This is a genomic window from Sphaerochaeta pleomorpha str. Grapes (assembly GCF_000236685.1).
Lineage (GTDB): Bacteria > Spirochaetota > Spirochaetia > Sphaerochaetales > Sphaerochaetaceae > Sphaerochaeta > Sphaerochaeta pleomorpha.
In genome coordinates this window covers 986,600-1,009,941 of record NC_016633.1, presented here as the reverse complement: position 1 = coordinate 1,009,941, position 23,342 = coordinate 986,600, and the positions used below count along the sequence as shown (strand labels likewise).

The 23,342-nt window shown below is 48.2% G+C and carries 18 protein-coding genes; 9 read left to right on the top strand and 9 right to left on the bottom strand.

What is annotated here, in order from left to right; genetic code table 11:
- Window positions 1–6 precede the first annotated feature (6 nt).
- From SPIGRAPES_RS04575 to SPIGRAPES_RS04545, 7 genes are all read left to right on the top strand, one after another.
- Window positions 7–1,032: a branched-chain amino acid aminotransferase gene (locus SPIGRAPES_RS04575; protein ID WP_014269600.1), complete on the top strand. Its 1,026-nt coding sequence runs from the start codon at window positions 7–9 to the stop codon at window positions 1,030–1,032.
- 96 nt (window positions 1,033–1,128) lie between these two features.
- Window positions 1,129–3,843: a hypothetical protein gene (locus SPIGRAPES_RS04570; protein ID WP_014269599.1), complete on the top strand. Its 2,715-nt coding sequence runs from the start codon at window positions 1,129–1,131 to the stop codon at window positions 3,841–3,843.
- 242 nt (window positions 3,844–4,085) lie between these two features.
- Window positions 4,086–5,366 carry a KamA family radical SAM protein gene (locus SPIGRAPES_RS04565; RefSeq protein ID WP_041384438.1) on the top strand — a complete coding sequence of 427 codons (1,281 nt, stop codon included), beginning with the start codon at window positions 4,086–4,088 and terminating at the stop codon, window positions 5,364–5,366.
- A gap of 1 nt (window position 5,367) precedes the next feature.
- Complete coding sequence (locus tag SPIGRAPES_RS04560; protein ID WP_041384436.1) at window positions 5,368–6,354, top strand: D-alanine--D-alanine ligase family protein; 987 nt, start codon at window positions 5,368–5,370, stop codon at window positions 6,352–6,354.
- On the top strand, window positions 6,354–7,331 hold the full coding sequence (locus SPIGRAPES_RS04555) for a D-alanine--D-alanine ligase family protein (protein ID WP_014269596.1): 978 nt from the start codon (window positions 6,354–6,356) through the stop codon (window positions 7,329–7,331). Before SPIGRAPES_RS04560 ends, SPIGRAPES_RS04555 begins: the two co-directional genes overlap by 1 nt.
- Entirely contained in the window at window positions 7,321–7,803 is a 483-nt protein-coding gene (locus SPIGRAPES_RS04550; protein ID WP_014269595.1) for a GNAT family N-acetyltransferase, read from the top strand. The genes SPIGRAPES_RS04555 and SPIGRAPES_RS04550 overlap by 11 nt, the downstream gene beginning before the upstream one ends.
- A 16-nt stretch (window positions 7,804–7,819) precedes the next feature.
- Entirely contained in the window at window positions 7,820–8,281 is a 462-nt protein-coding gene (locus SPIGRAPES_RS04545) for a GNAT family N-acetyltransferase (protein ID WP_014269594.1), read from the top strand.
- A 4-nt stretch (window positions 8,282–8,285) separates the two neighbouring features.
- Here the strand turns inward: SPIGRAPES_RS04545 and SPIGRAPES_RS04540 are convergent, their stop codons facing one another.
- From SPIGRAPES_RS04540 to SPIGRAPES_RS04510, 7 genes are all read right to left on the bottom strand, one after another.
- Entirely contained in the window at window positions 8,286–9,275 is a 990-nt protein-coding gene (locus SPIGRAPES_RS04540) for a D-alanine--D-alanine ligase family protein (RefSeq protein WP_014269593.1), read from the bottom strand.
- 180 nt (window positions 9,276–9,455) lie between these two features.
- Window positions 9,456–10,742: a hypothetical protein gene (locus SPIGRAPES_RS04535; RefSeq protein WP_014269592.1), complete on the bottom strand. Its 1,287-nt coding sequence runs from the start codon at window positions 10,740–10,742 to the stop codon at window positions 9,456–9,458.
- Window positions 10,743–12,641 carry an ABC-F family ATP-binding cassette domain-containing protein gene (locus SPIGRAPES_RS04530; protein WP_014269591.1) on the bottom strand — a complete coding sequence of 633 codons (1,899 nt, stop codon included), beginning with the start codon at window positions 12,639–12,641 and terminating at the stop codon, window positions 10,743–10,745.
- Window positions 12,642–12,679: 38 nt separating this feature from the next.
- On the bottom strand, window positions 12,680–13,705 hold the full coding sequence (locus SPIGRAPES_RS04525) for a DMT family transporter (RefSeq protein ID WP_245535466.1): 1,026 nt from the start codon (window positions 13,703–13,705) through the stop codon (window positions 12,680–12,682).
- A gap of 17 nt (window positions 13,706–13,722) precedes the next feature.
- On the bottom strand, window positions 13,723–16,851 hold the full coding sequence (locus SPIGRAPES_RS04520; RefSeq protein WP_014269589.1) for an efflux RND transporter permease subunit: 3,129 nt from the start codon (window positions 16,849–16,851) through the stop codon (window positions 13,723–13,725).
- The gene (locus SPIGRAPES_RS04515; RefSeq protein ID WP_014269588.1) at window positions 16,848–17,786 is read right to left on the bottom strand and encodes an efflux RND transporter periplasmic adaptor subunit; all 939 of its coding nucleotides are present in this window, start codon (window positions 17,784–17,786) and stop codon (window positions 16,848–16,850) included. The genes SPIGRAPES_RS04520 and SPIGRAPES_RS04515 overlap by 4 nt, the downstream gene beginning before the upstream one ends.
- Before the next feature lie 9 nt (window positions 17,787–17,795).
- Window positions 17,796–19,061, bottom strand: a complete 1,266-nt coding sequence (locus tag SPIGRAPES_RS04510; protein WP_014269587.1) for a TolC family protein — start codon at window positions 19,059–19,061, stop codon at window positions 17,796–17,798.
- 184 nt (window positions 19,062–19,245) lie between these two features.
- Between SPIGRAPES_RS04510 and SPIGRAPES_RS04505 the strand changes: the two genes are divergently transcribed.
- Complete coding sequence (locus SPIGRAPES_RS04505) at window positions 19,246–20,802, top strand: NAD(P)/FAD-dependent oxidoreductase (protein ID WP_014269586.1); 1,557 nt, start codon at window positions 19,246–19,248, stop codon at window positions 20,800–20,802.
- Window positions 20,796–21,278, top strand: coding sequence for a DNA-deoxyinosine glycosylase (locus tag SPIGRAPES_RS04500; protein WP_014269585.1), 483 nt, complete (start codon window positions 20,796–20,798; stop codon window positions 21,276–21,278). Before SPIGRAPES_RS04505 ends, SPIGRAPES_RS04500 begins: the two co-directional genes overlap by 7 nt.
- A 168-nt stretch (window positions 21,279–21,446) precedes the next feature.
- Here SPIGRAPES_RS04500 and SPIGRAPES_RS04495 read toward each other — a convergent pair whose 3' ends face one another.
- The gene (locus SPIGRAPES_RS04495; protein ID WP_014269584.1) at window positions 21,447–22,751 is read right to left on the bottom strand and encodes a TRAP transporter large permease; all 1,305 of its coding nucleotides are present in this window, start codon (window positions 22,749–22,751) and stop codon (window positions 21,447–21,449) included.
- On the bottom strand, window positions 22,748–23,314 hold the full coding sequence (locus tag SPIGRAPES_RS04490; RefSeq protein ID WP_014269583.1) for a TRAP transporter small permease: 567 nt from the start codon (window positions 23,312–23,314) through the stop codon (window positions 22,748–22,750). The genes SPIGRAPES_RS04495 and SPIGRAPES_RS04490 overlap by 4 nt, the downstream gene beginning before the upstream one ends.
- Window positions 23,315–23,342 lie beyond the last annotated feature (28 nt).

The window sequence follows — 23,342 nt, the reverse complement described above, 5'->3', positions numbered from 1 at the left end:
AGGAGTATGGAAAAGAAAAACATCGATTGGGGTAATCTGGGCTTTGCCTACATGAAAACAGATAGCCGATATGTTTCTTATTGGCGTAATGGATCATGGGACGATGGAGCCATGATTGGCGAAGCTGATGTAACCATAAGCGAAAGTGCCGGCGTGCTTCAATATTCCCAGACCTGCTTTGAAGGCCTCAAAGCCTACACAACCGAGGATGGGCATATCGTAACCTTCCGTCCCGACATGAATGCCCAACGAATGACTGAGACTACCCAGCGTTTGCTCATGCCCTCGTTTCCCAACGAACGCTTTATCGATGCGTTGGAGAAAGTAGTCAAAGCCAATGCCGCCTATGTACCTCCTTACGGCAGTGGTGCAACCTTGTACATACGGCCCTTCCTCTTTGGTAGTGGGCCTGTAATCGGGGTTGCCCCTTCCCCTGAATATACCTTCAGGATGTTCTGTACCCCTGTCGGCCCGTATTTCAAAGGAGGTGTCAAACCTTTGAGACTGCAAGTCAGTGATTATGACCGAGCTGCCCCGAATGGGACTGGCCATATCAAGGCGGGGTTGAACTACGCCATGAGCCTGTATGCAGGCCATGTTGCCCATAAGAACGGGTTTGCCGAGAATATGTTCCTCGATGCTGCCACCCATACACTGGTTGAAGAGACCGGCGGTGCAAATTTCATATTTGTGACTAAAGACGGAAAGGTCGTAACTCCCAAAAGTAAAACCATCCTTCCTTCCATAACCCGACGTTCCTTGATGCAGGTTGCCCGTGATTATCTTCATCTGGAGACAGAGGAGCGCGCAGTTCCACTTTCTGAGGTTTCCTCGTTTGCCGAATGCGGCTTATGTGGCACAGCTGCCGTAATCTCCCCGGTATATTCCATAAAGACAGCCAAAGGTGAGATTACGTTCCCCAGCGGGGAGGAGAAGATGGGTCCTGTTATCCAGAAACTCTATGATACGCTTACCGGGATCCAGATGGGAAGAATCCCAGCCCCTGAGGGCTGGATCCATACCATCGTCTAGTTGAAAATATACATTCACTTGCCCTGTCCCTTTGTTGGACAGGGTTTTTTTTGTGCACAACCTGTAGTACAGTTACATCGAGGAGTTTGGAACCAAATGCGAAGCAACATGAGATACTGGCTGTGTTTTAGTCTTACGGTCCTCATATTCTCACAGGGATTGCTGTATGCTTCGGACAATCCCTACCTTGGTTGGGAGAAAATCGAGACACAGCATTTCGTTCTGGTTTTCGAACCAGTGGATTTGCAATCGGCTCAGCATGTCGCTTCTTTTGCCGATGACGTATATCAACAATTGACCGGTCTGCTATCCTATACTCCCCAAAAACGTATACCCGTTGTCATTACGGGGAGAACCCCTTGGGCAAATGGGTACTACAGTCCATTTCCCTCAGCTGTTTTTCTCTTTGTAACCAGTCCTGACGACCTGTTTCTGGGATCTCGTTCCTCCGATTGGCTTAAAAGTTTGTTTGTCCATGAAGTCACCCATTACATTCACTTGACTTCGCCCGTTGGTCCTGCAAAGTATCTTGCAAAGATTTTTGGCCCTGCGGTCACGGCGATGAATACCCCTTTTATGAATGGCTGGTGGATTGAAGGAATTACCACCTATGCTGAGACGGCCTTTGCAGAAGGGGGCCGAGGCGATTCCTCCCTGTTTGCCCTGACCTATGAAGCTCCCTTGCAGGAACATGCCATGTGGAGTTTGAGCCAAGGAAATTATCAGTCGGCCTATCCTCCCTCAGGCCGTATCTACACGACCGGGTACCTGATGGTCGACTATTTGATGCGAACCTACGGGGTGGACTTCTTCTCCAAGGTAAATGCATCATTTGCCTGGTTTCCTTTCCTCGGCGTTTCCCACACCTTGAAAAAAGAGACCGGCTACAGCGGTAAAGAGCTTTTCTCCTTTGCCCTGAAAGAGAAAGAAACACAATTGAAAAAGGCTACCCATTCTTTGCTATCCCCTGACAGTCCAGGCAACTATTTCCTTCCGTTTCCCACAGACAAGGGGTTGCTTGGTTTTGCCTCGACTCTCGATGATGGAGGGATCCTTGTTTCCTATGGACAGGAAGGTCCCCGCACTATAACGCGATTGCCTGTTTACGATAGCCAAGCCGTTTCTTTGGCAAAAAATGGCCAGAAGGCAGTCTTCTCGATGTATTGGACCGAACCTACCCATCCGGCATCCCTGTCTTTGACCCCTGTCGGTTATGCTGACCTCTATAGCTATTCTCTGGCATCGGATTCCTTTGACAGGATTACTACCAAGAAACAACTGTATCAACCTTCTTTGAGTACAGATGCACAGCATTTGGTAGCTATTGAGCGGGTTGCCGATCGATACCGGTTGGTTGCATTAGACCAACATACCGGTGCTATCACTGTTCTCTATGAGACAGAAGAGGGGAGCGTCTATGCACCGCAGCTATCGGCTGACTTCTCTTCGGTGGTTGCCATCGAGATTGTCCGGGGAAAATCTGCTCTTATCCAAATAGATGGCAACGGGAAAAAGACAGTTCTCGTAGGATATGGCAAGGGAGAAATTCGCAACCCCCGGTTCCTTGATGAAGATACGCTTCTTTTCTCTTCAGATGAGACAGGCACTTTTTGCCTGTACCGACTTTCGATTGGGTCGAAAACCGTAGAGAAGGCCCTTCTCGATTCTCTTTCTATCCTGGGGGCAGTACAGCAAGACGACAAGCTTTTCTATGAAACCTATACGGCAAACGGGTATGCACTCTGTTCCCTTCCTTTCTCCGCCCTGTCCTTTGCCCCTGTTTCGATAGACAGCAGTGTTACTGGACGTATTAGTGAAGGCCTGCAGGCTTTCAATGTGGAATCGTATCATGATTACCTTCGGTTCAACTTGTTCCTTCCCCTTCCTCTCAATGATGGAAACTCCTTGGCCTTGGGAGTCTGGTCGCATTTTACCAGCCTGTTGAGGAAACACCAGCTCATTGCCCAGGCAGGCTACAGCCTTGATGCCCAGCTACCCCTCTTGCGTTTCGAATACAGCTACACCCCCGGTCCCTATTCTCTCTTATGCAATGCGTTTGCCAACCAATTGTATGGAACTGATCAGAAACGGCAGCAGTTGATCGAAGTGAATGCCCTCATACCCGTATGGCTGCGAACCGGGGTCAAGACTTTTCAGCAGGTATCCTCCAACTTGGCATTTTCATTCATATCCCGTCCCGATACCCTACGTCTAGGCTCTGCTTTGCAAACTTCCTACCAAATCAGTGCACGTTCAGATCCAAAGGATTTCTTTGGGGCTACTTCTTTTTCTGCCTATGCGGGAATCGTTGGTCTTTTCGATACCTCGCAAAATGCATGGTTGTACCGCCCCTTTGGTGGCTTTTTTTCTGCGTTGCAGGTTTTTAAGACGCACCAGAATGTGGCTTTGGCAATCGACATGTTGGCAACCAATACCGGGAGCCTCAATTCCTATTTGCCTTTCGACGGTTCTGTGTATGGGCAGAAAGACGGAAAGGCAAAGGCCTTGCTGTCCTTGCGCTACCAGATTCCCCTCGGCTTGTTCGACCAACCGGTCCCGTATGGCGGATTGACTGCAATGGGGCTGTCGTTTGCCGGGCAAAGTGCAATCTATTTGCAAGAGGGAGAGGTAAGCTGGGAAGAAGACGTGTATGTCAGTGCCAAACTTTCCTTTGAAATAGTAATGGGTTCCTCTGCGGTATTCATGCCATATATTGGTTTGAGCGTGAGCACTGCAACGGGGGACATGAAAGGGTTTGTGGGGATAGCAGGCTTATTCCAGACAGGAATTACCCCTGCCTTGCCCTGGTAAACGGGATGTTTGAAGTGCTCAGGGGCATTTGGTCAGTCCTTGTTCAAGTTTTGGGTTTGCCTATGCTGGGAGTCTGGTTTCTTTTCTGAATTTATACTTTTTTTTCAAAAAGAATGGTTAGCTGAGTGTAGTTTTTTTGTAATAGTGTTACAATCGCGACAAAGATAACTGAGATGTTTTACGGGACCTGGTTCCGGTACGACAACAAGGACTCAGGTTACCGCGATCGAAGGAAGTGTATCGTGGATCAATTCAATACTAGACAAGTAGTTGCTATTGATGAAGAGGAGCCTCCGCTTACACGGGGGGACGTGCTCTCGAGTACGTCTTCGAATGATCTCCAGACGAGTTGGAATCGGGTTGTTCCGAGGTCGCACAACAGTGCCTCGATGAACAAAACCAAACAGTTCAGGAAGGCCTTTTTCCCGGACGCGACAAACCAAGAGTGGAACGATTGGCACTGGCAACTTTCCCATAGAATTACCACCCTTGAACAAATTACAAGATATATTGACCTGACTTTGGAAGAACGGCAAGCCCTTGAACTTTCAGTCACCCAATTTCCCTTTTCAGTAACTCCCTACTATTTAAGTCTCATCAACCTCCAAGACCAAAACAGCGCATTACGGAAAACCGTCATACCTTCTATCAGGGAATCCTTTACCTGTGAGGGTGAAAGTGACGATCCCCTCCATGAAGAGAATACCAGTCCGGTTCCGGGAATTGTTCACCGGTATCCTGACAGGGTGCTTTTCCTGACTACAAGCTTTTGCTCGGTCTATTGCCGGTATTGTACCCGGTCCAGACTTGTCGGTGGACATTCCGAGGCTTTGGAAAAGCATTGGAAGGAAGCAATCGAATATATCAGGAATACCCCGGTAATCCGCGATGTCGTCATCAGCGGAGGAGACCCCCTTACCTTATCCGACGAACGAATCGAGTATCTGCTTACTGAAATCTTTTCCATCCCACATATCGAGATGGTGAGGATAGGAACAAAGGTCCCTGTCGTACTGCCTCAAAGAATAACGCCTCAGTTGCTGAAGATTCTCAAGCGTTTCAAACCGCTTTATTTGAGTGTGCATTGCACGCATCCCGATGAGATAACCGAAGAATCGGCAAAGGCCTTCAACAACCTTGCTGACGCCGGGGTAGTCATGGGAAGCCAGTCCGTGTTGCTCAAGGGAGTGAATGACTCGGTCGAGACCTTGACTGAGCTCTACCACCAGCTGCTGAAAGTGCGCGTCAAACCCTATTACCTTTTCCAGTGTGACCCAATATCAGGATCGGCACATTTCCGCACTACGGTAGCCAAAGGCAAGGAATTGATCCATGGCCTCAGGGGTTTTACCAGTGGATATGCCATTCCCCAGTATGTAATCGATACCCCGGGAGGCGGAGGCAAGGTGCCTATTCTCCCTGAGTATGAAGTAGGCCATGATGCAGGCAACCTGTATCTTCGCAATTATGAGGGAAGGGTCTTTGCCTATCCCGACCGTGCCGAAGAGGGCACAGAGAATTGATATGCTGGTTGGAATAACCTATGACTTGAAAGATGACTATCTTCAGCAGGGCTTTGCCCTGGAGAAAGTCGCAGAATTTGACAACCTGCAGACCATCGATGCGATCGATGATTCACTCAGAAGCCTTGGCTTTGAGACAGTCAGGATCGGAAACATCAAGCACCTTGTACAGTTTCTGGCAGAAGGAAAGCGATGTGACCTTGTTTTCAATATAGCCGAGGGGCTCTATGGTCTGGGCCGGGAGGCTCAGATCCCTGCGTTGCTCGATGCTTATTCTATACCCCATGTGTTTTCCGATGCACTGGTTTTGGCCCTTGCCCTCCATAAGGGGATGACCAAGGCAGTTGTTCAGAAAAGTGGGGTACCGACTCCCGAATACTTGGTTATCGAAAAGGAGAAAGACCTCGAACGAATGCATTTGCCCTTTCCCCTCTTCCTTAAACCGGTTGGCGGTGGTACAGGCATGGGAATCAGTGCCAGTTCCATCGTGCGTGACAACACTTCCCTGCAAAGGGAAGCGATTCGCCTGCTTCGGGATTTCGGGCAACCGGTTCTGGCAGAGACGTACCTTGAGGGCCGGGAATTTACCGTTGGTATTACCGGAACCGGGGAACAGGCTTGTTGCGTAGCCGTTATGGAAATCGTTGTCGATCCACAGAGCGATGAGGGTGTATATTCCTATAAGACAAAACAGGAGTACCTGCATTATGCAAGATACAATCTGATTGAGGGTGACCTTGCCAGGGAATGTGAGAACGTAGCCCTTGGGGCTTGGAGGGCACTAGGCTGCCGGGATGGCGGGCGAATCGATTTGAAGGCAGATGGGCAGGGAAGGGTGAACTTTCTGGAAGTGAATCCGCTTGCGGGCTTGAATCCGGTTGATTCCGACCTACCCATCCTTTGCAGGCTCTCCGGAGTCGATTATAGACAGCTCATCGAAAGGATAATGGAATCGGCAATGGCTAGGATTCTCAAGGAATCGGCTTGATGAATGTATTGGTTGTCCATGATAAACTCTTTGATCACCCAACGAAAGACGAATTGGATACCCTGCTCGAGGTCGAGCAGGTATCCTTTGCGTTGTCTTGCCTCGGTCATCAGGTTGACCAGCTTGAGTTTTCACTCGATTTCAAGGTAATGAAAGAACAACTTGAGGCAAAACTCCCTGCTGTAATCTTCAATCTTGTGGAGACTCTCTCAGGGAGCAGTTTGCTCCACCTTGCCCCTGAATTTTTTGAAACCATGCACATTCCCTATACAGGATGTGGCCCGAAAGGGATGTTCCTTTCCTCTGATAAATTGTTGGCCAAGCAACTAATGGAACGTTCCTCGATTCCCACTCCCCTCTGGGTTGCAGTACAGGATACTGGCAATATTTCTGATTTAATGGGAATGCCACTCATTATTAAACCTGTGGCAGAAGAGGCTTCGGTAGGGATCAATGATAACTCAATTCAGACCTTTTCTTCCCCAAAGGCCTTGTTGCAGGTTCTTGCAACGAAAGAAGGTGGGCCCTTTTTCGCAGAACAATTCATTGAAGGACGGGAATTCAATATCTCCATCTGGTCAGTCGACGGGGTCCCCACTGTGTTGCCTCCAGCTGAGATGGTGTTTTTGGATTATCCTGAGGGGAAACCGGAAATTGCCGGCTATGAGGCCAAATGGGAAGAAGATTCCTTTGCCTATACCCACACGAAGAGAACCTTTGATTTCCCCCTTTCCGATGAAAGCCTCCTTTCCAGGCTCAAGGAATTGAGCCTCCAATGCTGGACTCTCTTTGGAGCCAAAGGGTATGCCCGGGTCGATTTCAGAGTTGATTCGCAGGGTAATCCTTTCGTGCTTGAAGTCAATATGAACCCCTGCATAGCATCGGATAGCGGTTTTACTGCTGCCTGTGAGCGTGCCGGGTTTCCCTACAATGCAATGATCGAACAGATTATCCAAGGATGTATATATGGATACTAGTAGTTTCCGGGAGCAACCCGTTTTTTCCGATATAGATGCAGTCGCTTCCATTTTAAAGGGCTCCGGATTCTTTAACGGGCAAGAGCAGCAGGTTGGGGTTTCTTTGGTTGAGGAACGCCTGGAAAAAGGGGAGGAGTGCGGGTATTTCTTCCAATTCTCCGAGCAGAACGGAAAGGTCTTGGGATATACCTGTTTCGGCCCGATTCCAGGAACCCAATCAAGTTTCGACCTCTATTGGATCGCCGTTGACAATGATTTTCGGGGCAAAGGACTGGGTACGGAATTGCTCAACTGCAGTGAGCGTGAGATAGCAAAGAGGGGAGGGACTCGGGTCTATATCGAGACATCTTCCACCCCGCTGTATGTTCCAACCCGTTCCTTTTATGAGCGCAATGGGTATATGCTGGAAGCAGAGCTCAAGGACTACTATGCCCCTGGCGATAACAAACTGCTGTATGTAAAAGCGCTCTGAGAAACAAGGAGACTGTATGAATTATTCGATACTACCCTACCGGCAGACCCTCGAGATTGCCGATTTTCCGCATGTGGTAACGCTGATACAGAAACAGATGCAATTCATCGGGTATACCAAGACAAACGACGAGATTGTTGCTGTAATGAGAAACGCCATGAAAAGCGGAAGCCGCTCCATATTCTTTGTCGCCTATGAAGAAGATGAGACAGCAATAGGCTTTGCCTATGGCAATGTCTGCAGTGGCATGGAAAATGGCGGGGATTACCTTTGGTTGAATGAACTCTATGTATCCCCTGAATGCAGGAACCAGGGGTTGGGGTCCGAACTCCTTTCGTTTGTCCAGACTTGGGCAAAGGAAAACGGGTGTGTCTATTTTGCAATGGTGACGCACCCGGCTAATGAAAGGGCTCAGGATCTCTACCGTTCGAATGGGTTTGAACTGGAAAAACTGGTCTGGGTCGACAAATATCTGTAAACGGTCAGATACTGGCTACCTCAACAATGGTTTCTACCAGGTCCTCGAAGGAGAATTTTCCTTCCAGTGCAAGATGATAGAAACCGTAGAAGCTGGGATTGCAGTTTACTTCGAGCACCCAGGGTTTGTTGTGTTCGTCGATGCGGAAATCTACACGGGCATAGCCTTTGAGGGAAAAGGTATCCCAGCATTGGCGGGCAATATCTGAAAGGGTATCCAGCAAAGGCAAATCTTTCTCATCGGCATGGTATTTGGCCTCGATATGGTCATAGCCAAACGAGTTTTCCGTCCATTTTGCATCATAGGTAATAATCTTGGCTTTGTTGTTTGCCTCATAATCCTTAAATACCCACTCATAAGGGGTGAGGATGACTGGATTGTCCTTGGGGCCATACATGCAGGCGGTAAATTCCCTGCCTTCAATGAATTGTTCCGCAAAACACTCTTTTTTTGTCTTCTTTGCTATTTGTTTGATAGCTTCTTCTACCGAATGCAGGCTGTCTGCCTGTACGAGGGAATCTTCACCGAGTCCGATCGAGGCATCCTCAGCAACCGGTTTTACCAGGTATTGCATCCGAAGCGAGGGCACAAAGGTGTTTGTTTCACCGAAAACAACCCAGTCGGGGGTTGCTATGCCTCGGCTTCGCAACATGCGTTTTGCAAGCATCTTGTCTGTGGTAGTATAAAGTGAGTGTAGAGAACAGCCTGTATAGGGCAGCTGCAGATATTCAAGCATTCCCGGTACAAGGTAGGCGAGGTTTTCCTCACCGGGTGCAGAGTCCACGAGGTTGAATACCAAAAGCGGGGTTTCTGTATGCTTTTGCGATAGCTCTTCCAGCACTTGCAAAGAGAAGGGCTGAAGGCTGACTCCATAGCCCTTTGCTGAAAGGATTTCTGCAATCCATTCGGCCTGCCGTACGATGTCGAGAACGTCTTCAGGGGCATTCAGTCCCGGTTTGTTGTATAAAATTACAATTGAATGATTGGTATGCATGCAATCCTTGATTGGATTCGGCACTGCCAGAGGGGCAGTCGGGGGAACCTCTGTATGAAGTATATTATGGTAAATACACTATGCATTGTACGATTAGCAGGTATTTTTTTCAAGCGAACCGAGAAGGTTTGCTAATAAATACCTATACATACAGAAGGCACCTTGTGTTCCTTTTCCAGGCTATAAATCATGGTCGATCTCAAGGGCAAACCCTGCCATAAGGATCCAGTTTTCTGCATGGGCTGCGAAATCTGCATCGATTGCTTGGATTGCCTCTGTTTTGAACACATACTGCAGGGATAGAACCAAATTGAGCCGATAGGAATTGTTTCCTGTCACCCAGGTTCCTTCAGGGGCTATGAGCAATCCGCTTTCGATACCGAGGGTAGGACGTAGCTCTTCGATTTTTGTGTCTGTATAGTTTTCATTTAAATTGTATCGCTGGATGCCTGCCAAGAATTTCCCATAGGGTCTCACGAAACCAGTATCGGTACATTCCCGGCTATAGCCAACCATATAGGAGGCGATGGTGATGCGTTTGTCCTGTTGGTCAAAGGCATTGAACATCGGACCGTTCATGTGTTTGATTTCAAAGACAACACCATGAAAAGAGAGGGAAAACAGTCGGTTCTGTTGTCCCAGCGTATCATAGAGAAAACCCGAGCTGAACGTGAAGTCGGTTTCTTTGTAGGTCTTCGGTGCAAAAAACTGCATAACATCAAGGCCTAACGTCCCATAGGAAGTCTGTCCCGATCCGTGGTAGATCCAGTCAGTCTGGAAAAGACCTCCGTCAAACCGGTAGGCCAAAATGGGGCCTGTATAGCTTTCGCTGAGTTTGTTATGGGTTTCCCAGCCGGTGAATTGGTTGACTACCGAGAGATAGCCTGCCTGGATGGTGAGAACCGAGCCAAGGCTGATAAAAAATGTTGCAGAACGATTGGTTTCCCAGCCTATTACCTTGTCGTAGGTCCCCTTGACTCCAGTTTCGATTATTCCCAGTCGGCGTGAAAGGGTAAAATCCGAACCGATGGTAGCATACAGCAACGAATAAGGAGTCTCATAGTCGAGAAAGAGTCTGTCCCGCCCTATCCAAGTGTGGAAGGTGTTCTGTATGGTTGCCAATCCAAAATTGCCAACGGCAAGAAATCCTAGTTTCGGCTTTGCAGAAACCAGAAAACCCTGATAGCTCGAGTGCAAGGCATAGGAAATATCTGCCTTGCCTAGGTCGTAGCGTTTCAGGTTTTCGACTTTATCGGTAATGGCCCAGATTGCGGCGTTCAGCTGTAGGTTTTTCTCAGTGGCCTGCAACTGTCCCCCGAAGGAGAGCCCATCATCGAGATTGACTCCCAGCCCGAGGGTATACCAGTCGTTTCCGGTTCCTACGATCAGACTATCGGGGGAAAATGCAAAGAGCAGATTGGAAAAGGATAGAAAAGTGATAAGAAGGAAATAGATCCTACGTTTCATTTATTCCTCTTTTTCGGCAAGCTCCAGCCATCTGTTTTCCATCTCCTCAAGACGGGTGATATTGTCATGATAGGCTTCGGTTCTCTGGCCGAGGGTTCCTAGTTCGGTATTCTGGGCGTCAGAAAAGCTTGCCTCGAGTTTTGCTTGCAGGGACTGCAGGGACTCCATATCGGCAGAAAGCTGTTCAAACTCCTTTTTTTCCTTGAAGCTGAGCCCTTTTCTTTTCTCGGTCCGCCGGGTTTCTTCGCTTGGGGCTGCCCCTTGGCGTTTCTGCTGGTTCAGCTTTTGTTGCTCTTCCTCTTTCTTTTCCTGCAGGGATAATCGCCATTCGCTGAAAGGTCCCGGATAGGAAAGGATTCCCTGCTCATCATCGCCAAGCACAAACAACTGGTCACAGGTGCAGTCGAGGAAAGCACGGTCATGGGAAACGACTAAGGTGCAACCTGCAAAATCCTGGACATATTGTTCAAGGTTCTCCATGGTCTGCAGATCGAGGTCATTGGTCGGTTCATCCAACATCAAAAAATTGGGATTGGACATGAGGCGGGAAACGAGGTATAACCTGCGCTTTTCTCCCCCTGAGAGCGTGCCGATGGAGAGCCTGTGCATGGAGGCAGGGAAGGAAAAGATTTCCAGAAAGCGGGCGGCTGTGACGATTTGGTCCTCACTGAGGGTAATCCGTTCGCTGATATCTTCGACATACTCAAGGATTGTCTTGTCGCTGTCGAGGTTTCTTCCCGTCTGGTCATAATAGGCGAAAAGGGTATTAACCCCGGCATCGACGATTCCGCTGTCCGGAAGAATATGGCCACAAAGGATATCAAGCAGGGTTGACTTGCCGCTGCCATTGGGGCCTACGACGCCAATTTTTTGTCCCTTGGTGAAGCTGAAGGAGAAGTCTTCGATGATGCGTTTTCCATCGAAAGCTTTCGAAATATGCTTCACTTCCAGGATTTTTTTGCCAAGACGACGGGAACTGGAGGTAAAACTCGACTGGGCGACATCGCTAACCGAGTGCTGGGCATCAAGCATTTTCCCGATCCTGTCCTTCCTGTTCGTGTCTTTGCCGGTCCTTGCCTTTGCCCCCTGCTTGAGCCATTGCAACTCACGCCGTAAAATGGTGGTGAGCCGGTCTTGTTCTTTCTGCATAAGGGTGAGGCGCTGAGCCCTTCGCTCGAGGTATTGGGCAAAGGAACCCGGATGGAAGTACATTCTTCCCCGGTCGAGCTCAAGGATGGAATTGCACACCGAGTCGAGGAAATACCGGTCATGGGTAACGATTATCATCGTTGCCGTATTCTGGGAAAGGTATTTTTCAAGCCACTCGATGGTTTCTATATCAAGATGGTTGGTCGGTTCATCGAGAAGAATCATGGTCGGTTTGGCACAGAGGACCCGAGCGATCGCAACCTTTTTTTGCATACCCCCCGAGAGCGTGTCCATCTTCTGGTCGAGGGTATCGTAAAGGCCGAGTTCGCCGAGAATGGATATGAAGTCGTTTTCCAGGTTCCACGTTCCGGTTGTTTCAATCTGCTCGGTTACCTCGATCAGCTGTTGTTTCACCCCTTGTGTCGGTTCTTTGGCGATGAGTTCGTGGTAGGCATTCAGAAGGGCAATGCGTTTTCCCTGCCCTTTGTAGAGAAACGTCCGTGCAGTATCGTCCGCATCGAATTGCACCCCTTGGTCAAGCATAACCAGATCAGTGTCGCGGGCCATAGATATTGTGCCACTGTCAGGGCGGAGGTATCCGCAGAGAAGCCGCAAAAAAGTCGACTTTCCCGATCCGTTATGACCGATAAGCCCTACATGGTCGCCACCTTCGAGGCCGAAGGAGACCTCAGCGAACAAGGGTTCGTCATTCAAAGTTTTAGAGATAGATTCCAATGAGAGAACATTCATTGTGTAAGCGTACCGAAAAATTGGCATGCGGTGCAATATCAAGCGGCCAAAAAGAGCAGGGCAACCCCACCAATCGAGACGAAAGTGCCAATAATGCTGGCAAGGGTCAGTTTTTTGTGGAAAATGAATTTATCGATGGGAAGCAGGATAATCGGTGATATCTGTGAAATGGTGGTTACGATGCCCACCGGTGCAAGGGTGAAGGCCTTCATCTGTAAGGACATTCCCAAAACCGGGCCGATGAGTGCGGCAATAAAGAGCAGGGAAAAGAGTTTTGGGTTCGTAAATGCCTTGAACTGCTGTTTTGCATTCTTCTTTATCAGAAAGCTATAGATTATGAAGGTAAGGATTCCCCCTACGTTTCTCACCAGGTTGGTTGAAACCGGACCAGTAGAATCCAAGGCATATTTGGCAAGGATCAAGGCAATTGACTGTAAAACGGAACCCAGGATGGCAAATGCAAATCCTTTGGCTTTTGCCTTGGAGTTTTCTTCAAAACAGACTTTCTGGTGTCTCATCTCAAGGACAACCATGAGGATAACCCCGCTGATGGTCAAAAGGATGCCGAAAATTTGTACAGGCAGGAGCGTCTCACCAAAAAGGAAATAGGAGAATATGGCTGTTGCAACCGGGGAGAGGGTCAAAATAATCATCGATTCCCTGGCTCCCAGCCAGACAAAGGCATAGAAAACCAGCATGTCAGTGATAAAATACCCGATTGCCCCGCTGAGCAAAAGGACTATATAGGTCTGCATTGAAAGGCCAAGGGGGAAAAAGGTCCCCTCTGTCATGTAGGCAAGCAAAAAGATTGCCGGGAGGGCAATCCACATGCGGATATGTGCCACGGCATCGGAACCGACCTTTTCTCCGAGATAACGATAGGTCACCGAATTTTGTGCCCAGCAACCGGCTGTAAGCAACGCGAGGAACTGGCCGATAATCAGATTTGAATACATGATGGCAAACAGTAGCATATCTACACATAACAGAACAGTATTTTCCAAGAAAAATGGCATGCCTTCATAGGAAAGCATGCCACAGGAATGTTTGAGTATAATACTCACGCAAAGGTAATGGAGAGTTACCTTCTTTCCTTATCAAACAACTCCAGCTGATTAGCCAGGGTGTTTGGATCATAATAATGGTTTTCACGTCGTTTGTTGAAAACCGAGTACAGCACCGGCGAAAGGAAAAGCGTCAAGAAAGAGCCGGTGACCAAGCCCCCTATAAAGGTCAGGGCAATGGGTTGCATCATCTCAGCGCCGCTTCCCGGGAAGAAGGCTAGGGGGATCATGCCAAGAACGGTGGTCAAAGTAGTCATCATGATTGGCCGGAGTCTGGTCCTGGATGCATTGAGGCAGGCTTCCCTGATAGGCACATGCTTGGCTACGAGTTGATTGATTGAATCAACGAGGACGATGCCATTGTTCACGACGACTCCAATGAGCGCTACAATTCCCACAATCGAGAACAAGGTGAAATTCTGTCCCATGGTCAAATGGATGAATACGACGCCAATCATCAAAAGAGGAATGGTTGCAAAGATGATGAAGGGGTCTATCAGGGATTCAAACTGGGCTGCCATGACAGCAAAGACCAGTAGCAGGGCAAGGATGATGATCATGACCAAGGCTGGACCAAAGTTCGTGAATTGCTGCATGTCCCCGCTTTGGTCTACGCTGACACCTTCCGGGATCAAGAGGTTTTCATCCAGTGCTGTCTGGACCTTGGCCTGTACCTCATTTGCAGAATAACCATCGGCAAGGCTTGCCGTCACATGGTTTACCCGTTGTTTGTTTTCCCTGGTGATGGAAGAGGGGGCCTTGCTTGTGGAAAAGGTTGCAAGGCTATCAAGTCTCACCTTCCCGTTCGAAGTGGAAACAAGAAGATTGCCCAGGTCATCGAGGCTCTGCATAGAATCGGGATCCATTGCCACCACCAAACTATAGGTGGTGTCGCTGGAAAAGGTGCTGATAGTCGTGGCAGTAGTTCCCGAGAGTGCATAGGATATGGCTGTATTGATGGTATCCATCGATACCCCAAGATCATTTGCCACTTCCTTTTGTATCTGCACGTTGATCTTCGGTGAACCGTTTTCAAGGTCGGTGGAAACGTTGGTTGCCTCGCTTACGAAGGAACCGATGATGGCGGCTATGGAATTTGTTGTTTCCGTTATGGCAGAAATATCATCTCCGGTTATGCTGATATTAATCGGGGTGCTGCTTCCAGGTCCTCTGCTTGCCCCGAAGGTCCAGACGGCAGAAGGATTGGTATTCAGCAATGGTTGTACGAGTTTCTTGATTTCAGTTGCACTGTATTTCTGTTCAGTAATATCGGGCAAACTGATTTCCATGGTCCCTGTATTGGTTTTTCCGACATTGACCATAATCTGGGTGTAGGAATCCAGGGGGAGTTCCTTTATCAATTCCGCCTGCAACGAGAACAGCTCGCTTCGCGTCATGTTCTTGTTTGTTCCTGATGGAAGGGTAAGGGTGAGTGATACTGAGTCATCGGTATTCATGGACGGGGTAAGGCTTAAACCGACACCGCTGAAATGCATAAGGCTGAAGCCCAGTAAGAGGACCAGCAGCACGACCAGAAGCAGCCTGTGGGATAAGAAATAGGTAAGGGCGCTTGCATAGGCTTTTTCCATGGTAGATTCGAAACGGAGGTACAGGGAATCAATTGCTTTCAACGGTTTGAACCTAAGCGGTTTCTGTACCCTGGTGTCGAGACGGAGGATGCTGCCAGATAATGCAGGAACCAGTGTCAAGGCGACGAACAGGGAAGCAATCATGGCGATGCAAACGGTAATGATTAGGTCCTGAAACATTATACCGATCATTTCCAGTCTGTTTTTGAAAATGAAAAGCGGGATGAATACACAGAGTGTAGTAAGGGTGGAGGCAACAATTGCCGTGCTCATGTTTTCACTGCCAAGAATCGCCGAGGCAGCGCTTCCATGGTTTTTCTGCCTGTAGGTATAGGTGTTTTCCAAAATGATAATCGATGCATCGACTATCATACCTATGCCGAGGATAAGTCCGCTCATGCTCATGCTGTTGACTGAGATGTCGAACCATGACATTGCCATAAGGGTAAAGAGAATTGAGATTGGCATGGAAAGTGAAATGATCAAGGTTGCTTTGAGGTTTCTCAAAAACAGGAAGATAATCAAAGCAGCGAGCAATACTCCTTCAAGAGCGCTTTTATAGACCTCGTTGAGGGTGCTGTTAATCATAGTCGTCGTGTCCTGCTGGACAGTCAATTTTATGCCTTCAGGTAGTTCGCTGTTAATGGAAGAAAGCTGGGCTCGTACGGCTTTGCCTACGGTAGCCTCATTACTGTCGCTCTCCCCGGTTAATGAGAGGGTGACGACTGAAGACCCGTCAAGGTATCGTTCCTCGAACGTGGTGGAGGTGTCAATCTGGAGCTTTCCGATGTCTTTGACCTGTATGGGAACATTGTCGATGGTCGCTACTACCGTATCCTCGATATCTGAAACAGAGAGGAAGCGTTCATCAAATGAAACAGAATAGTCGATATTGTTTTGGGTGATGGTTCCGTCTGTCCCCTGGCTGTTGCGAGAAGCGAGGGCAGCCTTGACCTGGTTGAGGGTAAGGTCATAGGACGCGAGCCTGATAGGGTCGACTTTGACTGTATATTGCTTTGTGCCCGTACCGGCAACATCAACCGAGGCAACTCCATTTACGCGCAAAAGCAATGGGGTGACGGTGTCTTCAGCAATTGACTTCAAGGCATCCTCATCTGGTGATCCACTGATAACCAGTTTCATGAAAGACGAGGAGGACAAATTGAAACGCATAATCTCAGGGGTGTCGGCCCAGTCGGGGAGTTTTCCGGAAACTCTACTCAGCAGGGAAGTAATAGAATCAGATGCCTCGTCGAGATCAGTGCCATAGTTGAACTCCAACGTAATCTGTGACCTTCCAGAAGAAGACTTCGAGGAGATTGTGTTGAGGTTTTCCAACGAACCCAGGGAATTTTCCAATACTTTGGAAACTTGTAGCTCTACTTCTTCGGGCCCTGCGTCATTGCAATCGACCATGACCGAGAGAACCGGCCTCTCTACGGTTGGGTAGAGGGCAATGTCCAGGTTTGTCACAAATAACGCAGCAATTACCAGAAGCAGGACATATACCATAGTGATGAGTACAGGGCGCCTTACGGACAATTCGCTCAGTTTCATACTTGCTCCTCGATAATCTTGATTGAAGAACCGTCAACGACAGACCCTGCAACAATTACTTGTTCATCCCCGTTCAAGCCAGAGGTTACGACACTCCTGTTGCCATCGGAACTTGAGGTTGTTACATCGATACGTTTCGCCTTCCCGTCCTGGGCAATGAAAACCACAGGATTGCCAAGGTAGGTAGTGATTGCATCGGTAGGTATGGTAAGGCAATTATCGATTTCCTCGGTTATGAGATTCAGCTTGACATACATACCTTCTTTGAACCGGGGGTCGCTCTTGTCAACAGAAAGGGTGACGGTGAAGGTCCTGTTGCTTGTATTGATACTGGGGCTTATCATTTTTACCGTTGCCTCTGCCGATTCTTCAGGCCAGGCCGCCGTGGTAAAGGTTGCCTTGCTTCCTATTTCGACAGTGGAAAGGAACCGTTCGGGCAGGTAGGCAATTATTTCGAGGTCTCCTCCCTGTCCAAGGGTTGCAAGCACTGTATTGGTGGTAATCTGTTCCCCTACATAGGAATCTACAGAATATACAATTCCCCCCACAGGTGCGGTAATGGACGTTTCCTTGTATTGGTTTCCAGGGGTGGAGGGATCGACGGTCCCTATGCTATCCCCGGCTTGTACGCTATCGCCCTCCTTAATGGTGAGGGAGGTTAGTTTCCCGCCTACCAGGGAGCTGGTGAGCGATACGGTTTCCCTGCTGTTTTGCAGTTCTGCCCCAATTGTGGTGGTTTTCGTAAACATACCGGTTTTAACCGGTTCCACTGATACATTCACCGAACTTTGCTGTTGTTCTGTACGTTGCATTGGCATTTGCTTTGATTCAGTGCCATTTCCAAGCAGGTTATTGGCAATGATTGCTGCCAGGATGATGCAGATGGCAACCAGTATGAGTGTTACGATTGTATCGAACAGAGGTTTTTTTTCCATGATAGGCTCCTATTTGGTGATAATCAGTGATGAGGGTTCGACTTCAAGTAGTGCAGCTAGATTGTACAAGGACAGGGTGTAGGCCAAATTCTGGGCAAGGACGGAAAGGTTGGCACTCTGCACCTCTGCGATGCTATCCTGCAGTTCATTGAATGTTGATTGGCCTCCTTCATATGACGCTTGGACAAGCTGAAGTTGGTCTTCTGCCAATTGCTGGTGTTGGTTGAGTTTTTCCAGGTTCGCTTTGGCTTGCTGTAATGCCGCATAGGAGGCTTTTACCTGGGCATTCAGTGTGCTGATTCCTGTGTTATACTTGGCCTGTGCGATCAAAACAGCATATTCTTTGCTGTCTAGGTCAATCTGGGCTGCGGAGTTCTTGAGATAGGAATCGAGGGGGACCGATACCGATACCGCTAGCTTGGTAGAATCTTTCAAACTGATGTCTGAAGAGGAAATGGAACCTGACAATGAGGTAGAAGCCTGGAAGCTGACGGTTGGACTGAGTGCAGTGTTTTTCTCGTTTTTCAGCATAAGCTCTGCCTCGTCTATTGCAAATGCAAGGCTTTTTGCCGCTGTAGTGTTTGCCAATAACGCAAGCATGGAGTCAAGCGGTAGGACCTCTTTGACTATGGGGAGGGCATCCAGAACCCATTCGCCCTCGGTTCCCATGAGTAGGTTGAGGCTGTCTGTTGCCGTCTTTACGTCCTGTTGTGCTGTCTGCAGGGCAAGCTGGGAATCGTATAGGGCAAGTTTTGCCTGGTTCACCTGCATGGTAGTGGCCAAACCGTTTTCGTATTGGTTTTCTACCTCTTGGAGGTAGCGCTGCTGTTTCTCTACCTGTATCTGGCTGTTCTGGACAACGAGTTGCTGTGAGGCAAGGTTCCAATACGCGGTTGTTACCAGACTTTCGACAGTATTGAGGGTGCTTTGGTAGGTGTTCTGGCCTATTGTAGAGGCAAGAGTCATTTGTTCTTTGGCATATTTGTCGGTACTGCTGAGGGTGAAGCTGACACTTCCTACCGAATATGAGGTGGAAATGGAAGAGTCGGCAATGCTCGCTGTGGTTGTCAGTCCCCCATTGAGAGAGATCGAGGGGAGGAAAATGTTTTCTTCTCCTTCCCTAAGGGTTTTTTTCAAGGTAAGGTTCGCTACTTTGAGGTCTCCATTGTTTGCCCTTGAGGTACTCAATGCTTGTTCCAAAGAAAGGTTTGATGCAAATAAACTGGCCGTTACAATCAAAAGAAGGCCGGTAACAAGGGGTTTGCGTGTATGCATGCGTAATGCTCCCAAATAGTTTTGATACCCAAAAATAGCATTTTAACCGTGTGTTTATCCCTAGGAATCAGAAATAGAAATATGAAGGAATATGTAGTAAATATGGAGTCGATGGTACGGAGTATGCATAATGGCCCGGCACTTACGTTGACCAGAGAGGTCCTCCCTATGTACAATGTTTTTTATGATAAAAGATGTTTCACTAAGGTTGTCACCCGAGACAGCCATGGATAATGATGCCGTTTTAAAAATGGCCTCCAAACAAGCAAACGTAAGCGTAGCAGATATTACTGCCATGCGAGCCATTCGTCGCAGTGTCGACGCCCGGCGTAACCCCCCTGTCATCGATATGCAGGTGCGTCTCTTTTGCAACGAAGAAGAAGACAGTGCCTTTGAAAAGACCACATATCCCCAGGTACAGAACGGTAAAAGTGTAATTGTGGTAGGAGCAGGCCCTGCCGGCCTCTTTGCCGCGTTACGCCTTATCGAGATGGGTTTGAAACCCATTATCCTAGAACGCGGCAAGGATGTTCACCAGCGCAAGAAAGACATTGCGCTGCTTAATCTTGAAAAAGTTGTCAACGAAGAGAGCAACTATAGTTTCGGGGAAGGTGGAGCCGGTGCTTTCAGTGACGGCAAGCTCTATACCCGGGCGACAAAACGAGGGAATGTCAACAAAGTACTTTCCCAGTTTTGCCAGCATGGCGCTTCAACCGATATCCTTTTTGATGCCCATCCCCATATCGGTACGGATAAACTTCCTTCAGTGGTTGAACAGATCCGCAAGACTATTATCGCCAGTGGCGGAGTCGTGCACTTTTCCAGCAAGGTTGTCAGCTTTTTGACCGAAGGCGACCAGCTTGTCGGGATTGTCACCGATGTAGGAATGGAATTCAGGGGTCCGGTAATCCTTGCCACCGGGCACAGCGCCCGTGATATGTATGAATACCTGGACAAGAGCAACATAGCCATTGAGGCAAAGGCTTTGGCAATCGGTGTCAGGCTCGAGCATCCCCAGGGTCTGATAGACAGGATCCAGTACAAGAATACCGAGGGCAGGGGAAAATATCTTCCTCCTGCAGAGTATTCTTTTGTTACCCAGGTTAAGGACAGGGGAGTCTATTCGTTCTGTATGTGCCCTGGTGGGTTCGTAATCCCCGCTTCTACTGCAGAAGGCCAGTTGGTCGTAAACGGTATGAGTACGTCCTCCCGCCATGGTGAATATGCCAACAGTGGTATGGTTGTCGAATTGCATCCAGAGGATTTGCCTCAGGACCAGTTCGGTGGGAAACTGGGGATGATGAAATTCCAGGAAGCTTTGGAGAGAAGGTGTTTCAAGGCCGGTGGCAGCAACCTCTGCGCCCCAAGCCAGCGCATGGTAGACTTTGTAAACCATCGGGTTTCCAAGGATGTCCCCGCAAGTTCCTATATCCCTGGGCTTGCCAACGCAGACCTTCACCATGTATTGCCTTCATTTATTTCCGAACGTCTTGCTACGGCTTTCTCCGTGTTTGGCAGACAAGCGCATAAATTCCTCACCAACGACGCTGTGCTCATAGCCGCAGAGACCAGGACAAGCAGTCCTGTACGAATCTTGCGGGACAAAGAGACCAATATGCATGTGCAGATGCAGGGCTTGTTCCCCTGTGGTGAAGGTGCTGGGTATGCAGGCGGAATTGTCAGTGCTGCCCTTGATGGAATCAACTGTGCCGAGAGCGTTGCCAGGTATCTTGGATGTTAAACGGTTTTCCGCCGATCGAGAGTCAAGATGCAACCATCTTGATTCTCGGTACCGGTCCGAGCGTCCGTTCTTTGCAAAAACAGCAATACTATGGTCATGAACGAAATGCCTTCTGGGCGATTATGGACCGGTTTTTTAAAACCAAATCGGAGACGTACGAACAGAAATGGTATTTGTTGCAAGGCCATGGTATTGCTTTATGGGATGTCCTCTCTTCGTTTGACAGGAAAGGTTCCCTTGACAGTGCCTATTCGATCGTAGAACCCAATGACCTGAAGACTTTTATCCAGGAACATGGAAAGATCGAGCGGATATTGTTCAACGGGAAGCAGGCTGAAGCCTTCTACAAGAAATATGTTGCTTTCTATCCGCAAGGGATCACGTTCAAGGCACTCCCTTCGACAAGCCCGGCCTACACCCTCGCATTTGAAGAAAAGGCGAGAATCTGGGGTGAGGCTCTAGAGGGAAGACCCTAGGATTTGAGAAAAGAAACAGGTATGTGTACCAGTGAAAAAAGGCAAGCAGTCCCAATCGGTTGCTTGCCTTGTATACTATATAAACCCAGGTTTTCGATTTGCCGGTAAAAATCTATGAAGTAGAAACTTGTAAATCGAAAAGAAGGGTAGTATGCTCAAAAACTTTGGCTAGGCTACATAGCCAAGTACTCTCGGAAGAATGAGAGAAATGTTTGGAAGTGCAATGATAAGAATCAGGACAATAAGATAGGTGAAATAGAAAGGAAGAAAACCCTTGATGGTTTTTTCTATCGGCACCCCTGCAATAGCACACCCTGCCCATAAGGTAGTTCCTACCGGGGGCGTCAAAAGCCCAAGACCGAGGGAAAGGACCATGATCAAGCCAAAATGGTAGGGATTGAAACCAAAGGACATGGCAACTGGGTACAAAATAGGGGTAAGCAAGATTATCAGGATTCCCATATCCATGAAACAACCCAAGGCAATCATCATTAGGACCATCAAGAACATAATGACAGAAGGATTATCCGAGACAGTCAGGAACGCAGTTGCAACACGTGCAGGTACTTTCAGGTAGGAAAGGACATAACTAAATGCACTGGACGTTGCAATGATTGCCATTATCGTACTGAGGGTTCTCAAAGATTTCAAAAGACAATCGGCAAATTTTCTGAGAGTCATTGTCCTGTAGACAAAAGTAGTAATAATCAAAGCATAGACTGCAGCGATTGCCCCTGCCTCGGTTGCTGTAAATACTCCTGAGGTAATCCCTACCGCTACAATGAGGATGGTAACCAAACCTAACATTGCTTCCCTGACAATCCTGATGTTTTCTCTCCAGGATTTTGCTTCAGAAACCGGATAGCCTTTTTTGACAGCTATGATATATGAACAGATGCATAAAGCGAGCGTGAGTAGCAATCCCGGGATATATCCAGCCATAAACATAGTACTGATGGAAAGCCCGCTTCCTGCCGCAACTATGAAGAAAATCATATTCTGGCTGGGGGGAATGATGACTCCTTCGACAGAACTGGTGCAGGTAACCGCAATGCTATAATCTGCATCATATCCTTCTTTGATCATCGAGGGGATGAGAAAGGCTCCAATGGAAGAAACATCGGCAACTGAGGAACCGGAGATTCCTCCGAAAAACATAGATACAATACAGTTTACGATCGCTGTACCGCCTTTCATCCTGCCGACCAAGACATTGCAGAATTTAGTCAAACGGTCGGAAATTCCCCCGTCAGTCATAATCTGGGCCATAACTATAAAAAACGGTACACACATAAAGGTAAAACTGGTTATGCCTGTAGACATTTTTTGGAATAGATTCATGAAAGGTATGTCAATATAAATCGCAGTTATCAAGGCAGAGATGCCCAAACTGAAAGAAATAGGAACCCTTACAAGCATCAAAAAAACGAGAGTACCGAATAAAATGGCCGTTCCTGAGACAATTGGGCTCATACACCACCCCTTTCAATGTTAATTTCTTCAATAGTCTTTGTTTTTTCCAGATTTGTTCGGTATTCACTGAGAGGTGTTGCCAAAGCAAGGAGGAAATTCAGGCCGGCAAACAGCACCATAAGCGTGCCGCATACAACCAAAGGGGCGAAAAGCAGACCTTGTGAAAAATGCGTTGCCGGTTGTGGTTTTGGTGCATTTATCTTGGTGATTACCAATCCATATTGGACCATCTCGACGAAAAGCCAAGCTAATATCCCGTGACGGAACAAATCGGCACCTTTGCGTAATGGAGCAGGAAGTTTGTTATACAGAAAATAAAGCGCGGCATGGGTGTCGGTAAAAATATCTACTGACATGCAGATATACCCGAACCAGACAAGGACCATCAGGGTTACTTCTTCTGCCCAACTAAAGGGGGCGTTAAAGCAGAAACGCATTACTACCTGGACAAACGTGATAGCAATCATGATGACAAGAAGGAAGGCACAAACGTAACGCATCCCTTGTATCAGAATATCTATGGCTCTTTTCATCAATGTAAGATAGGTTCGAATTTTCAGCATAAACTGATCCTTTGGAAGTGTTGAGTGA

Excerpts from the sequence above, each read along its gene's own strand:
- SPIGRAPES_RS04575 (WP_014269600.1), top strand. The coding sequence starts at position 7 with ATGGAAAAGAAAAACATCGATTGGGGTAATCTGGGCTTTGCCTACATG.
- SPIGRAPES_RS04570 (WP_014269599.1), top strand. The coding sequence starts at position 1,129 with ATGCGAAGCAACATGAGATACTGGCTGTGTTTTAGTCTTACGGTCCTC.
- SPIGRAPES_RS04560 (WP_041384436.1), top strand. The coding sequence starts at position 5,368 with ATGCTGGTTGGAATAACCTATGACTTGAAAGATGACTATCTTCAGCAG.
- SPIGRAPES_RS04555 (WP_014269596.1), top strand. The coding sequence starts at position 6,354 with ATGAATGTATTGGTTGTCCATGATAAACTCTTTGATCACCCAACGAAA.
- SPIGRAPES_RS04550 (WP_014269595.1), top strand. The coding sequence starts at position 7,321 with ATGGATACTAGTAGTTTCCGGGAGCAACCCGTTTTTTCCGATATAGAT.
- SPIGRAPES_RS04545 (WP_014269594.1), top strand. The coding sequence starts at position 7,820 with ATGAATTATTCGATACTACCCTACCGGCAGACCCTCGAGATTGCCGAT.
- SPIGRAPES_RS04540 (WP_014269593.1), bottom strand. The coding sequence starts at position 9,275 with ATGCATACCAATCATTCAATTGTAATTTTATACAACAAACCGGGACTG.
- SPIGRAPES_RS04535 (WP_014269592.1), bottom strand. The coding sequence starts at position 10,742 with ATGAAACGTAGGATCTATTTCCTTCTTATCACTTTTCTATCCTTTTCC.
- SPIGRAPES_RS04530 (WP_014269591.1), bottom strand. The coding sequence starts at position 12,641 with ATGAATGTTCTCTCATTGGAATCTATCTCTAAAACTTTGAATGACGAA.
- SPIGRAPES_RS04520 (WP_014269589.1), bottom strand. The coding sequence starts at position 16,851 with ATGAAACTGAGCGAATTGTCCGTAAGGCGCCCTGTACTCATCACTATG.
- SPIGRAPES_RS04515 (WP_014269588.1), bottom strand. The coding sequence starts at position 17,786 with ATGGAAAAAAAACCTCTGTTCGATACAATCGTAACACTCATACTGGTT.
- SPIGRAPES_RS04510 (WP_014269587.1), bottom strand. The coding sequence starts at position 19,061 with ATGCATACACGCAAACCCCTTGTTACCGGCCTTCTTTTGATTGTAACG.
- SPIGRAPES_RS04505 (WP_014269586.1), top strand. The coding sequence starts at position 19,246 with ATGATAAAAGATGTTTCACTAAGGTTGTCACCCGAGACAGCCATGGAT.
- SPIGRAPES_RS04500 (WP_014269585.1), top strand. The coding sequence starts at position 20,796 with ATGTTAAACGGTTTTCCGCCGATCGAGAGTCAAGATGCAACCATCTTG.
- SPIGRAPES_RS04495 (WP_014269584.1), bottom strand. The coding sequence starts at position 22,751 with ATGAGCCCAATTGTCTCAGGAACGGCCATTTTATTCGGTACTCTCGTT.
- SPIGRAPES_RS04490 (WP_014269583.1), bottom strand. The coding sequence starts at position 23,314 with ATGCTGAAAATTCGAACCTATCTTACATTGATGAAAAGAGCCATAGAT.